General features: G+C 70.8%; 12 protein-coding genes. 1 reads left to right on the top strand and 11 read right to left on the bottom strand.

Going from position 1 to position 13,190, the window contains the following annotated elements; translation table 11 throughout:
- Nucleotides 1-131: 131 nt before the first annotated feature.
- From OG309_RS24435 to OG309_RS24425, 3 genes are read right to left on the bottom strand one after another with little or no spacing between them, the layout of a single operon-like run.
- On the bottom strand, nucleotides 132-476 hold the full coding sequence (locus tag OG309_RS24435) for a DUF6113 family protein (RefSeq protein ID WP_329423738.1): 345 nt from the start codon (nucleotides 474-476) through the stop codon (nucleotides 132-134).
- Nucleotides 473-1,363, bottom strand: coding sequence for an N-acetyl-1-D-myo-inositol-2-amino-2-deoxy-alpha-D-glucopyranoside deacetylase (gene mshB / locus OG309_RS24430; RefSeq protein ID WP_329423737.1), 891 nt, complete (start codon nucleotides 1,361-1,363; stop codon nucleotides 473-475). Before mshB ends, OG309_RS24435 begins: the two co-directional genes overlap by 4 nt.
- Before the next feature lie 41 nt (nucleotides 1,364-1,404).
- Entirely contained in the window at nucleotides 1,405-1,599 is a 195-nt protein-coding gene (locus tag OG309_RS24425; RefSeq protein ID WP_046911704.1) for a hypothetical protein, read from the bottom strand.
- 156 nt (nucleotides 1,600-1,755) lie between these two features.
- Between OG309_RS24425 and OG309_RS24420 the strand changes: the two genes are divergently transcribed.
- A complete protein-coding gene (locus tag OG309_RS24420; protein WP_329423734.1) occupies nucleotides 1,756-3,921 on the top strand; it encodes an alpha/beta fold hydrolase in 2,166 nt (721 codons plus the stop codon).
- Here OG309_RS24420 and OG309_RS24415 read toward each other — a convergent pair whose 3' ends face one another.
- The 8 genes from OG309_RS24415 to OG309_RS24380 form a co-directional block, all read right to left on the bottom strand.
- Entirely contained in the window at nucleotides 3,922-4,854 is a 933-nt protein-coding gene (locus tag OG309_RS24415) for a hypothetical protein (RefSeq protein WP_329423732.1), read from the bottom strand. It lies immediately after the preceding gene.
- Nucleotides 4,855-5,055: 201 nt separating this feature from the next.
- Nucleotides 5,056-6,219 (bottom strand): ABC transporter ATP-binding protein, encoded by a 1,164-nt coding sequence (locus tag OG309_RS24410; RefSeq protein ID WP_329423730.1) that lies wholly within the window; start codon nucleotides 6,217-6,219, stop codon nucleotides 5,056-5,058.
- Nucleotides 6,212-7,195 (bottom strand): ABC transporter ATP-binding protein, encoded by a 984-nt coding sequence (locus OG309_RS24405; protein ID WP_329423728.1) that lies wholly within the window; start codon nucleotides 7,193-7,195, stop codon nucleotides 6,212-6,214. The genes OG309_RS24410 and OG309_RS24405 overlap by 8 nt, the downstream gene beginning before the upstream one ends.
- A gap of 6 nt (nucleotides 7,196-7,201) precedes the next feature.
- A complete protein-coding gene (locus OG309_RS24400) occupies nucleotides 7,202-8,221 on the bottom strand; it encodes an ABC transporter permease (RefSeq protein WP_329423727.1) in 1,020 nt (339 codons plus the stop codon).
- Entirely contained in the window at nucleotides 8,214-9,137 is a 924-nt protein-coding gene (locus OG309_RS24395; RefSeq protein WP_329423725.1) for an ABC transporter permease, read from the bottom strand. The genes OG309_RS24400 and OG309_RS24395 overlap by 8 nt, the downstream gene beginning before the upstream one ends.
- Nucleotides 9,138-9,247: 110 nt before the next feature.
- A complete protein-coding gene (locus tag OG309_RS24390; RefSeq protein WP_329423722.1) occupies nucleotides 9,248-10,873 on the bottom strand; it encodes a peptide ABC transporter substrate-binding protein in 1,626 nt (541 codons plus the stop codon).
- 174 nt (nucleotides 10,874-11,047) lie between these two features.
- On the bottom strand, nucleotides 11,048-12,133 hold the full coding sequence (locus OG309_RS24385; protein WP_329423719.1) for an ABC transporter ATP-binding protein: 1,086 nt from the start codon (nucleotides 12,131-12,133) through the stop codon (nucleotides 11,048-11,050).
- The gene (locus OG309_RS24380; RefSeq protein ID WP_329423716.1) at nucleotides 12,126-13,181 is read right to left on the bottom strand and encodes an ABC transporter ATP-binding protein; all 1,056 of its coding nucleotides are present in this window, start codon (nucleotides 13,179-13,181) and stop codon (nucleotides 12,126-12,128) included. Before OG309_RS24380 ends, OG309_RS24385 begins: the two co-directional genes overlap by 8 nt.
- Nucleotides 13,182-13,190: the final 9 nt, after the last annotated feature.

The raw sequence follows: 13,190 nt of genomic DNA, 5'->3' as shown, positions 1-13,190 counted from the left end.
CACCATACTGGCCGCCGCCGCTCTGTACCCGACCCGGCGTGGATCGGCCATGGGCAATCCGGCCGAAGTCAGGCCGGACCGGGGGATGTCCGGCCCGGCCGTCGGGTCACGGCCCGGTCAAGTGGGCCTGCTCACGGGGTCGGTCGGGACAGACGGTTCATCGTGGCGCACATCACAGCGACGGCCATGCCGCCGAGCAGGAAGACCATCTCCCCGAGTCCACCGCCGAACAGGCCGTCACCCTCCGGGCGCCCGAAGCTGAGCACCACGATGGCGATCAGCCAACCGCCGCCGGAGGCCGCGACGCCCAGCTGGGTGCCGGTGGCGATCCGGCCGCCGTAGAACACGGCGGCGGAGGCGAGCAGGGCGAGCAGCAACCCGGCCGGGAACCAGGCGGCTTGGACCAGGGAGCCGGCCGCCCCGACGAGGGCGCCGAGGACGACGAGGACCGCGTACCAGACGTAACGCCCCTTCACGAGACGACTCCGGCGAACAGATCGGTCTCGCGTTCGCCCGCGGGCGCGCCGGACACCCCGTGGACCAGCTCGTAGTACTCGGTGGTGAAGATCGGCTGGCCCAGGTTGTTCGAGAGCGCGAAGAAGGGCCCGTCGACGGCGATCTGGGTGACGTGGGCGCGCATGGCCGCGGTCTTGCGGGCCGCGTGGGCGCTGCCGCCGTCGATCTCGGTGGTGATCCGGCCGGTGTCGACGACGCCGGGCAGGTCGCCGATCTCCGCGTCGGCCGGGAAGGCCGAGCCCTCGGCGCGCAGCCGCGCGAAGCCGGCCTCGACGACCGGGCGCGGGAGCCGGTTCCAGTAGATCTTGGCGATGGCGTGGGCGGGGCCGAGCTCGGGCCGGTAGGCGGGGTCGGCGGCCAGCTCGGCGGCGCGGGTGGCGACCCGGTGGGCCTGGATGTGGTCGGGGTGGCCGTAGCCGCCTTCGGGGTCGTAGGTGACGAGGACCTGCGGGCGGGTCTCGCGGATCACCTCGACGAGGTACGGCGCGGCGGTGTCGACGTCCGTGTTCCAGAAGGCGTTCGGGCGCCTGTTCTGTTCGGCGCCCATCATTCCGGAGTCGCGGAAGCGCCCCGGGCCGCCGAGGAAGCGGTGGTCGGTGACGCCCAGCTCCTTCATCGCGGCGTCGAGCTCACCGACCCGGTGCTCGCCGAGCCGGTCCTCCCGGTCGGGTGCCAGGTGGGCGAGTTCGGGCGGGATGACCTCGCCCTCCTCGCCCAGGGTGCAGGTCACCAGGGTGACCTGGGCGCCCTCGGCCGCGTACCTGGCCATGGTGGCGCCGTTGTTGATCGACTCGTCGTCCGGGTGGGCGTGCACCAGGAGCAGACGACGGGCAGGGAGAACCGTCATGGCCCCACCCTACGAGGCGGGACCACCGGCGGAGCGGCAGGTCAGAACTTCAGTCCGCCGATCATGCTGGCCACGTTCGTGGTGAGCGTGCTGATGGACGGGGCGATGGACGAGCTCGCGAGGTAGAAACCGAGGAGCGCGCAGATCGCCGCGTGTCCGGCTTTGAGCCCGGATTTCCGGATGAGCAGGAAGACGACGATCGCCAGCAGCACAACCACCGAAATCGAGAGTGCCACGGCGGTTCACCTCCATACTTCTTCGGGTCGGACCTTCAGTTGGCATGTGCCAGGGGATGCATACCCACCTAGCGCTACGGATCATAACTATCCGTGCCATCGCATCGATCGGTGTACGGGGGCATGAGGGGGCGCACGGACGCTAGTTTCGGTCACATGACTTCGTCACGAGACTCCCTGTCGTTCCCCCGCCGGTCCGCGCGGACGCAGCGGTTCACGCTCGGCGCCCCGCGCGCCTTCAGCGTGTCCCCGGACGGCGAGCGGGTGGTGTTCGTCCGGTCCTCCTCGGGGACGGACCGCTCGCACGGGCTGTGGGTGCTGGACCTCGGAGGGGCCGGCGGTGCCGGCGCCCCGGCCGAGCGCCTGGCGGCCGATCCGCGGGCGCTGCTCGCGGGCGCGGAGGAGGAGTTGTCCGCGGAGGAGCGGGCCCGCCGGGAGCGCAGCCGGGAGGGCTCGGGCGGGATCGTGGGCTATGCCGTGGACGGGGCCGTGGAGTTGGCGGCCTTCGCGCTGTCCGGACGTCTGTTCGTGGCGGAGCTGCGGGCGGGCACGGCGGGCGAACTGCCCGTGCCGGGTCCGGTGGTCGACCCGCGGCCCTCGCCGGACGGGCGGTACGTGGCGTACGCGGCGGGCGGGGCGCTGCGGGTCACGGGCACCGACCCGGGCTCCGCGGCGGGCGGGGACCGGGCGCTGGTCGAGCCCGAGGCGGAGGGGGTCAGCTACGGCCTGGCGGAGTTCGCGGCCTCGGAGGAGATGAGCCGCAGCCGGGGCTTCTGGTGGGCGCCGTCCTCGGACCGGCTGCTGGTGGCGCGGGTGGACGAACGGCCGGTGCGGCGCTGGTGGATCGCCGATCCGGCGCACCCGGAGCGGGCTCCGCACGCGGTGGCCTACCCGGCGGCGGGCACGCCCAACGCGGAGGTCGGGCTGTTCCTTGTGGACCTCGCGGGGGCCCGGACGGAGGTGGTGTGGGACCGGGCCGCGTTCCCGTACCTGGCCCGGGTGCACTGGTCGGGCGACGGCGCGCCGCTGCTGCTCGTCCAGGCCCGGGACCAGCGCACGCAGGCGTATCTGGAGGTCGACCCGGAGTCGGGGGCGACGCGGGAGGTGCGCCGGGAGGAGGATCCGGCGTGGCTGGAGCTGTTCACGGGGGTCCCGGCCCGGACGCCGGACGGGCGGCTGGTGCGGATCGCCGACGAGGGCGGGGCGCGGGTGCTCGCGGTCGGGGAGCGGGCGCGGACGGACGGGACGCTCCATGTCCGCGCGGTGCTGGACGTGGGCGCGGAAGATGTCCTGATCTCGGCGTCGGCGGGTGAGGCCGCGGAGGCTTCCGAGATCGGTGAGATCCATGTGTACCGGGTGGGGATCGGGGGCAGCGGGGGCGCCGAGCGGGTCTCGGAGGGCGCCGGGGTGCACGGAGCGGTGCGTTCCGGTGCGGTGACGGTGCTGTCCTCGGCCCGGCCGGACGTTCCGGGGAGCGTGGCGCGGGTGCTGCGGGACGGGAAGACGGTCGCCGAGGTCGCCTCGTACGCGCAGACTCCCCCGCTCGCGGCCGGGGTGCGGCTGGTCGAGGCGGGCGCGCGGCGGATCCCGTGCGCGGTGCTGCTGCCCTCGGGCTGGTCGGAGGGCGACGGTCCGCTGCCGGTGCTCCTGGACCCGTACGGGGGGCCGCACGGGCAGCGGGTGGTCGCCGCGCACAACCCGTATCTGACCTCCCGGTGGTTCGCCGAGCAGGGCTTCGCCGTGATCGTCGCCGACGGGCGCGGCATGCCGGGCCGCTCCCCCGCCTGGGAGAAGTCGGTCAGCCGGGACTTCGCCGGCACCCTCGACGACCAGATCGAGGCGCTCCACGGGCTCGCCGGCCGCTTCCCGCTCGACCTCGGGCGGGTGGCCGTCCGCGGCTGGTCGTACGGCGGATACCTGGCCGCCCTGGCGGCGCTGCGCCGACCCGACGTCTTCCACGCGGCCGTGGTGGGCGCCCCGGTCACGGACTGGCGGCTCTACGACACCCACTACACCGAGCGGTATCTGGGCCACCCGGACGAGGAGCCGGCCGTCTACGCGGCGAACTCGCTGGTGACCGACGAGGGGCTGAGCGGGGCGGTGGAGCCGGCCCGGCCGATGCTGATCGTCCACGGCCTCGCCGACGACAACGTGGTGGTGGCGCACACCCTGCGGCTCTCCTCCGCGCTCCTGGCCGCCGGCCGCCCGCACGAGGTGCTGCCGCTGTCGGGCGTCACGCACATGACGCCGCAGGAGCAGGTGGCGGAGAACCTGCTGCTGCTCCAGGTGGACTTCCTCAGGCGGGCGCTGGGCCTGGGCTGATCACCAGCCGGGCGGCGGCTGCGCGGGCGGCGCCGGGGGCAGGGCGGCGGCGGGCCGGTACGGGGAGCTGCGCCGCTCCCCCGGCCGCGCCAGCAGCACCATGACGGCGGTCCCGGCGAGGACGGCGAAGACCGAGGTGAGGACGGAGAGCAGGGCGTCGGTCTCCAGCTGCGGGAAGTCGCCGAACCAGCCGGCGCGCAGCGCGGTGGCCACGCCCCCGGTCCCCCAGCCGGTGAGCAGCAGTCCGGCGAGCAGGCCGACCGGCCGGGCGTGCCGGGCCCGGGTGAGGGCGCTGCCCGCGGCCGCGGCCAGCAGCAGGGTCAGCACGACGTCGAGCCAGCCGGGCGGGACGGCGAGCGCGGGCAGCAGCAGGGAGCGCCCGCCGGTGAACCGGTCGACGGTGAACTCGGCCGGCAGCGCACTCGCCCAGTGCACCTCCCAGGCCGTCCAGACCAGGGCGGCGAGCCCGCAGAGCGTCCCGGCGGCGACGGCGGGTCCGGTGCGCGGGCGGTCCGGGCCGCCGGGCTCCCCCTCGTGGGCCTCGCGCCGGCCGGCGGCGGCGGTGACGACGAGCCCGGCGGCGAGGGCGAGCGCGAGCAGGCTGGTGACCAGGGCGTCGACGCCGGCGGCCCACAGGCCGGGCAGCCGCAGCGCGAGGGTGGTGAGCCCCGTGACGGCGAGGGCCGGCCCGGCGAGCGAGGAGCGCAGGGCGGCGTGCGCGGTGGCGACGTAGGCGACGAGGAGCAGCGGGTCGACGAGCGAGGTGGCGGCCCTGCGGCGGAGCAGGAAGGCCCGGTCCCCCGCCCAGTACCAGAGGAGTTCGGCGGGCGACCGGAAGGCGGCCAGGTCGCTCAGCAGCCAGACGGCGATGACGAGGGCGAGCGCGCCGCACAGGGCGGCGCCGGAGAGACGTGCTGTTCGTGTCACAGTCACGGGGCCGATACTCACGGTCGCCATCGGCTGAAACAAGCGGTTCCGCATATGCGGAGGGATGGTGCGTCAAGTCGGTTCGCGGAGCGACCGGTCGGGACGACATGGCGCGCCCCGACCGGTCCCACGGCACCCGCACGGCCGTACGCTGTCGAGCGTCCCGCGTCCGTATATCGGATCCGATTCCACGAAGTTGCCCGGACGTTAAGCCTGCGGGGGCGCCTCCGGGGCGTCCGGCGTCTCGGGGGTGTCAGGGCCGGGCGGGGTCACCGGGTCGGGCGGGGTGACCGGGCCGCCCGGAGTCACCGGGCCGGGCGGGGTGGCCGCGGTCGCGGTGCCGTTCTCCGGTGCCACGACCTGCTTCTCCTCCGCGAAGTGGCAGGCCGAGTCGTGCTTGGCCGGGCTGTCGGTCAGCCGGAAGACCGCCGGGACGGCGAGCAGCGGGACCTCCAGGGTGCAGCGCTCCTGGGCCTTCCAGCAGCGGGTGCGGAAGCGGCAGCCGGAGGGGACGTTCGCCGGTGAGGGCACGTCGCCGGTGAGGATGATCCGCTCGCGGTGCGCGCGCGCCTCGGGGTCGGGGACCGGCACCGCGGAGAGCAGCGCCTGGGTGTACGGGTGGGTGGGGTGGTCGTAGATCTGCGCGTCGGATCCGATCTCCACGATCCGGCCGAGGTACATGACGCCGACCCGGTCGGAGATGTGCCGGACGATCGACAGGTCGTGCGCGATGAAGACGTACGACAGGCTGAACTCGTTCTGGAGCCGCTCCAGCAGGTTGACCACCTGGGCCTGGACGGAGACGTCCAGGGCCGAGACGGGCTCGTCGGCCACGATGATCTCGGGCTGCAGGGCGAGGCCGCGGGCGATGCCGATGCGCTGGCGCTGGCCGCCGGAGAACTGGTGCGGATAGCGGTTGATGTACTCCGGGTTGAGGCCGACGACGTCGAGCAGGTCCTGGACCTTGCGGCGCCGGTCGCCCTTGGGCGCGACCTCCGGGTGGATCTCGTACGGCTCCCCGATGATGTCGCCGACCGTCATGCGCGGGTTCAGCGAGGTGTACGGGTCCTGGAACACCATCTGGATGTTGCGGCGCACCGCCTTGAGGGCGCGCGGGGACATCGTGGTGAGGTCCTCGCCCTTGTACGAGATGGAGCCGGCGGTCGGCCGCTCCAGGTTGACCAGCATCTTGGCCACCGTCGACTTGCCGCAGCCGGACTCGCCGACGATGCCGAGGGTCTCGCCCGCGGCGAGGTCGAAGTCGACGCCGTCCACCGCCTTGACCGCGCCGACCTGCTTCTTGAAGAGGATGCCCTGGGTCAGCGGGTAGTGCTTGACCAGGTCGCGGACCTGGAGAATCGCCTCAGCCATGGAGGCACTCCTTCCAGAAGTGGCAGGCGCTCGACCGCGGTACGGGCGATTCGGTCACGTCGTACAGCGGCGGCACGTCGGTGCGGCACACGTCCTGGGCGAGCGGGCAGCGCGGGTTGAAGGCGCAGCCGGACGGGATGGCGAGCAGGTTGGGCGGCAGGCCCTTGATCGCGTAGAGCTCCTGGCCCTTCTGGTCGAGCCGCGGGATCGAGTCCAGCAGGCCGCGCGTGTACGGGTGGGCGGGGGCCTTGTAGATCTCGTGGACCGGGGCCTGTTCGACGATCCGGCCCGCGTACATGACGGCGATCTTGTCGGCGACGTCGGCGACCACGCCGAGGTCGTGGGTGATCAGGATGAGCCCCATGTTGAGCTCGCGCTGGAGCTCGGCGAGCAGGTCCATCACCTGGGCCTGGACGGTGACGTCGAGGGCGGTGGTCGGCTCGTCGGCGATGATCAGCTCGGGTTCGAGGGCGAGCGCCATCGCGATCATGATGCGCTGCCGCATGCCGCCGGAGAACTGGTGCGGGTACTGCCCGACCCGTTCCTTGGCGGCCGGGATGCGGACCCGGTCCATCAGCTCGACGGCCTTGACCCGGGAGTCCTTCCTCGACATCCCGCGGTGCACCTGGAACATCTCGCCGAGCTGATCGCCCACGCTGACCACCGGGTTGAGGGAGGAGAGCGCGTCCTGGAAGACCATCGCCATCTTGGCGCCGCGGATCTTCCTGCGCTCCTCCTCCTTCAGCTTGAGCAGGTCCTTCCCCTGGAAGAGGATCTCGCCGCCACTGATCTTCCCGGGGGGCATGTCGAGGATGCCCATGACGGCCTGGGCGGTGACGGACTTGCCGGAGCCCGACTCGCCGAGCACCGCGAGGGTCTCCCCCGCGTCGACCGAGTAGTTGACGCCGTTGACCGCCTTGGCCACCCCCTCGCGGGTGTGGAACTCCACGTGCAGGTCACGCACTTCGAGCAGCATGGTCCGCTACCTCAGCTTGGGGTCGAGGGCGTCGCGCACCGCGTCGCCGAGCATGATGAAGGCGAGCACCGTGACGGCGAGCGCGCCGGCCGGCCAGAGCAGCATGTGCGGGGCGTTGCGGATGTACTGCGAGGCCGAGGAGATGTCGATGCCCCAGGACACCGTCGGCGGCTTCAGCCCGACGCCGAGGTACGACAGGGTCGCCTCCAGGGAGATGTAGGTGCCGAGCGCGATGGTCGCGACGACGATCACGGGGGCGACGGCGTTCGGCGCGATGTGGCGCAGCAGCATCCGGGAGTTGGAGGCGCCGAGGGCGCGGGCGGCCTGGACGTAGTCGTTCTGTTTGGCCGTGATGACGGAGCCCCGGGCGATGCGGGAGAGCTGGGGCCAGCCGAGCAGCACCATGAAGCCGATGACGGGCCAGACGGTGGCGCTGGTCACCACGGACAGCAGCACCAGGCCGCCGAGGACGACCGGGATGGCGAAGAAGACGTCCGTGATGCGCGACAGGACGCCGTCCCAGGCGCCGCCGAAGAAGCCGGCGAGGCCGCCGAGGGCGCTGCCGAGGATCGCGACGCCGAGGGTGGCGAGGACGCCGACGGTGACGGAGGTGCGGGCGCCGTAGACGGTCCGGGTGTAGACGTCGCAGCCCTGGCCGTTGAAGCCGAAGGGGTGGCCGGGCTGGGAGCCCTCCTGCGCCTTGGACAGGTCGCAGTCGAGGGGGTCGCCGGAGGCGATCAGCGAGGGCCAGATGGAGATGACCACCAGGAAGAGGATGATCAGCGCGGACACGATGAAGACCGGGTTGCGGCGCAGGTCGTGCCAGGCGTCGGACCACAGGGAGCGCGCCTTGCGGTCGGGGCCGCTGCCTTCCGGACCGCCGGGGGCGGTGGTGGGACGCGGCTCCAAGGTCTCGGCCTCGGCCGTGGCCAGGTCGGAGGCGCCCCCGGCTCCGGTGGAGGCGATGGCCCGCCCCTCGGCGCCGTACGACTCAAGCGGCTCAAACGGTTCAAGCGGCTCAGGCATAGCGAATCCTCGGGTCAAGGACGGCGTACAGGAGGTCGACCAGCAGGTTGGCCAGGAGGAACACCAGGACGAGGATGGTCACGAAGCCGACGACGGTCTGGGTGTTCTGCCGGACGATGCCCTGGTAGAGCTGGTAGCCGACGCCGTGGATGTTGAAGATCCGTTCGGTGACGATGGCGCCGCCCATCAGCGCGCCGATGTCGGCGCCGATGAAGGTCACCACGGGGATCAGGCTGTTGCGCAGCAGGTGGCGGGTGATGACCCGGCGGCGTGGGAGGCCCTTGGCGACGGCGGTGCGGACGTAGTCGGCGCGCTTGTTCTCGGCGATCGAGGTCCGGGTGAGCCGGGTGACGTACGCGAGCGACACGGAGGCGAGGACCAGGCCGGGGACGATCAGCTCGTTGAAGGGCGCCTCGGGCGACACCGCCGGTTTGATCCAGCCCCACTTCACGCCGAGCAGCAGCTGGACCAGCAGACCGGTGACGAAGGTGGGGATGGAGAGCACGACCAGGGTCAGCAGCAGCACGGTGGTGTCGACGGGCCGGCCGCGCTTGAGGCCGGTGAGGACGCCCAGGCTGATGCCGATGACGATCTCGAAGAAGATCGCGACGATGGTGAGCCGGATGGTGACCGGGAAGGCGCTGGCCATCAGCTCGGTGACGGGCTGTCCGTTGAAGGCGGTGCCGAAGTCTCCGGTGAAGACGTTGCCCATGTAGATCAGGTATTGCTGCCAGACCGGCTTGTCGAGACCGAACTCCTTCTGCAGCTGGGCGGCGGTCGCCGGGTCGCACGCCCGGTCGCCGCAGAGTCCGGCGATGGGGTCGCCCATCACGTTCACCATCAGGAAGATCAACAGCGTGGCGCCGAAGAAGACCGGGATCATCTGCAGCAGCCGCCGGATCACGTATCGACCCATGGAAGCCTCCGGGAAGGGGGGAGGAAGGCGGAAGGGCGGGCGGGAGGAGCACGTACGGCCCGGCGCGGAGCTCCGCTGGCCGGGCCGTACGCCGCCGACCTGCTACGACGTCACTTGACCTTGATCTGGTCGTAGACCGGGACGCTGAACGGGTTGAGCATCACGTTCTCGACCTGCTCCGAGTAGCCGGCGCTGCCGTTCTGGTACCAGAGCGGGATGGCGCCCATGTCGTTCTTCAGCACGGTCTCGGCCTGCTGGAAGAGCCCGACGGCCTTGGTGGTGTCGGTCTCGGCGTTGGCCTGGTTGACCAGCTTGTCGAACTCGGGGTTGGTGTACTTGCCGTCGTTGGACGAGGCGCCGGTGAAGTACAGCGGCTGGAGGAAGTTCTGGATGAGCGGGTAGTCCATCTGCCAGCCGGCCCGGAAGGGCCCGTTCAGCTTCGACTGGGTGACCTGGTTGCGGTAGTCGGCGAAGGTGCCGATCGGGTTGCCGACGCAGGCCTTGTTGTTGCCGAGGGCGCGGTTGATGGAGTTGCAGACGGCGTCCACCCACTCCTTGTGGGAACCGGTGTCGGCGTTGTACGAGATCTTCATGGTGCCGCCGGGGATGCCGCCGCCCTCGGCGACCAGCTTCTTCGCCTCGGTGGGGTTGTACACGCAGGACGCCGCGCAGATGTCCTTGAAGCCGCCTTCGGCGCCGAGCACCGGCGAGGTCCAGTCCTGGGCGGGCGTGCGGGTGTTCTGGAAGATCGTCTGGGTGATCTGCTTGCGGTCGATCGCCATGGACAGGCCGGTGCGCAGCTTCTCCTGTCCGGGCTTGTTCCAGGCCGGGTCGTAGAAGGGGAAGGCGAGCGTCTGGATGATGCCGGCCGGGGTGTTGATGTACCGGTCGCCGAGGTCGGCGGAGACGTTCTTGAGCTGCGAGGCGGGAATGTCGTCGACGAGGTCGAGGTTGCCGGCCGTCAGGTCGGTGTAGGCGGTGTTGTTGTCCGTGTAGACCTTGAGGGTGATGCCGCCGTTCTGGGCCTTGTCCGTGCCGGGGTAGCCGTCCCACTTCTTGAGCACCATCTGGGAGCCCTTGGCGTAGGAGTCCACGGTGTACGGGCCGTTGCCGACCGGCTTGGAGAGCCAGCCGGCGTGGTCGTCGTAGAAGGCCTGGGGCAGCGGGGCGAAGGCCACGTAGCCGAGGGTGTCGGGGAAGGTCGAGAACTTCTGCGACAGCTTGACCGTGAAGGTCGAATCGTTGACGACCTTCAGTCCGGACAGGGTGGCGGCGGTCGGCTCGCCCTTGTCCGGGTGGACCTGGCTGTAGCCCTCGATGTAGCCGAAGAAGTAGGCGTTCTTCTGGTTGTTCTTCAGGTGGGCGCCGTAGTTCCAGGCGTCGACGAAGGACTTGGCGGTGACCTTCTCGCCGTTGGAGAAGGTCCAGCCGTCCTTGACCGTGATGGTGAAGTTGGTCGAGTCGGTGGTCTCGATCTTCTCGGCCAGCATGTTGTTGGCCGCGCCGGTCTTCGGGTCGTACTGCTTGAGCCCCCGGAAGATCATGGAGAGGACCTTGCCGCCCTGCACCTCGTTGGTGTTCGCCGGCTCCAGTGGGTTCTGCGGGTCGCCCCAGGAGGAGCTCACGGTGCCGTTGGCCCCTCCGCCGCCGCTGTCGTCGCCCCCACCGCAAGCGGTCGCCGCGAGGGCGACGGCGGTGGCCAGAGCGGCCCACTTGGCGTGCGTGGCTCCGCGCATGGAGTGCCTCCCGAATGTCCTCAATCTGACTTAGGCCCCAATATCACCCGATATTGACGGGAGTGCACTTTTACGGCGTCCGGATGAACGGCCCGTCCTGCGACACGCCGGACGGGGCAACACGAAGGCCCCCGGCACCCTTGCGGGTGCCGGGGGCCTCGTACGCCCGGTGGGTCAGACGGGAAGGACCGTCTTCTCCTCGGCGAAGTGGCACGCGGACTCGTGCGCGGCCGGGGTGTCCAGGCCGCGGAAGCGCTCCGGGACCGCGAGGAGCGGGATCTCGGTGCTGCACTTCTCCTGCGCCTTCCAGCAACGGGTGCGGAAGCGGCAGCCCGACGGCGGGTTGGCCGGCGAGGGCACGTCACCGGTGAGGATGATCCGCTCGCGGTGCGCGCGGGCCTCCGGGTCCGGCACCGGCACCGCGGAGAGCAGCGCCTGCGTGTACGGGTGGGTCGGGTGCTCGTAGATCTCGGTGTCCGTGCCGATCTCGGCCATCTTGCCGAGGTACATCACGCCGACGCGGTCGGAGATGTGCCGGACGATCGACAGGTCGTGCGCGATGAAGATGTAGGACAGGTTGAACTCGTCCTGCAGCTTCTCCATCAGGTTGATGACCTGCGCCTGGACGGAGACGTCCAGGGCCGAGACCGGCTCGTCGCAGATGATGATCTCCGGGTTGAGCGCGAGGCCCCGGGCGATGCCGATGCGCTGGCGCTGACCGCCGGAGAACTGGTGCGGGTACCGGTTGATGTACTCCGGGTTCAGACCGACGACGTCGAGCAGCTCCTGCACCTTGCGGCGCCGGTCGCCCTTCGGGGCCACCTCGGGGTGGATGTCGAAGGGCTCGCCGATGATGTCGCCGACCGTCATGCGCGGGTTCAGCGAGGTGTACGGGTCCTGGAACACCATCTGGATGTTGCGGCGGACGGCCTTGAGGGCGCGCCCGGACAGCCGGGTGATGTCCTGGCCCTTGTAGAAGACCTCGCCGGCGGTGGCCCGCTCCAGGTTCATCAGCAGCTTGGCGACCGTGGACTTGCCACAGCCGGACTCGCCGACGATGCCCAGCGTCTCACCCTGGTAGAGGTCGAAGGAGACCCCGTCCACGGCCTTGACCGCACCGACCTGCTTCTTGAAGAGGATGCCCTGCGTCAGCGGGAAGTGCTTCTGCAGGTTGCGCACCTGGAGGATCGGCTCACCGCGCTTGACGGGTGCGTCGAGCGCCGCGGCCACGGCCTCCTCGTTCTTGCTGAGCTCAGCCATGGATCGTCTCCTTCCAGAAGTGGCAGGCGCTCTTGCGGCCCGGCAGATCGGCGCCGTCCTGCTCGGTGACCGGCGCCAGGGCCGGGATCTCCGTACGGCAGATGTCCTCGGCCTTCGGGCAGCGCGGGTTGAAGGCGCAGCCGGTGGGCACGTGGAGCAGGTTGGGCGGCAGGCCCTTGATCGCGTAGAGCTCCTGGCCCTTCTGGTCCAGGCGCGGGATCGAGTCCAGCAGACCGCGGGTGTACGGGTGGGCCGGGCGCTTGTACAGCTCGTGCACCGGCGCCTGCTCGACGATCCGGCCGGCGTACATGACCGCGATCTTGTCCGCGACGTCGGCGACGACGCCGAGGTCGTGGGTGATCAGGATCAGACCCATGTTGTACTCGCGCTGGAGCTCCGCGAGGAGGTCCATGACCTGGGCCTGGACCGTCACGTCGAGCGCCGTGGTGGGCTCGTCCGCGATGATCAGGTCCGGCTCCAGGGCGAGCGCCATGGCGATCATGATGCGCTGGCGCATACCGCCGGAGAACTGGTGGGGGTAGTCCGAGACCCGCGCCTTGGCGGCGGGGATCTTGACCTTGTCCATCAGCTCGATGGCCTTGGCCTTGGCCTCCTTCTTGGAGAGCCCGTGGTGCACGCGGAACATCTCGCCGAGCTGGTAGCCCACGGAGAGGACCGGGTTGAGGGAGGACAGCGCGTCCTGGAAGATCATCGCGATCTTCCGGCCGCGGACCTTGCGGCGCTCCTCGTTGGACATCTTGAGCATGTCCTGGCCGCGGAAGAGGATCTCGCCCCGCGGGATCTTGCCGGGCGGCATGTCCAGGATGCCCATGATGGCCTGGGCGGTGACGGACTTGCCGGAGCCGGACTCGCCGAGCACGGCCAGCGTCTCACCGGCGTCGACCGAGTAGTTGACGCCGTTCACCGCCTTGGCGACACCGTCACGGGTGTGGAACTCCACGTGCAGGTCACGGACTTCGAGCAGCGGACCGGTCTGGCCGCCATCACGCGGCGCGGGGACCGTCGAGGTGTTGTCGATGATGGTCACGTACGCCCT

The organism is Streptomyces sp. NBC_01268 (assembly GCF_036240795.1).
Taxonomy (GTDB): Bacteria; Actinomycetota; Actinomycetes; order Streptomycetales; family Streptomycetaceae; genus Streptomyces.
This window is presented reverse-complemented; position numbering and strand designations above follow the sequence as displayed.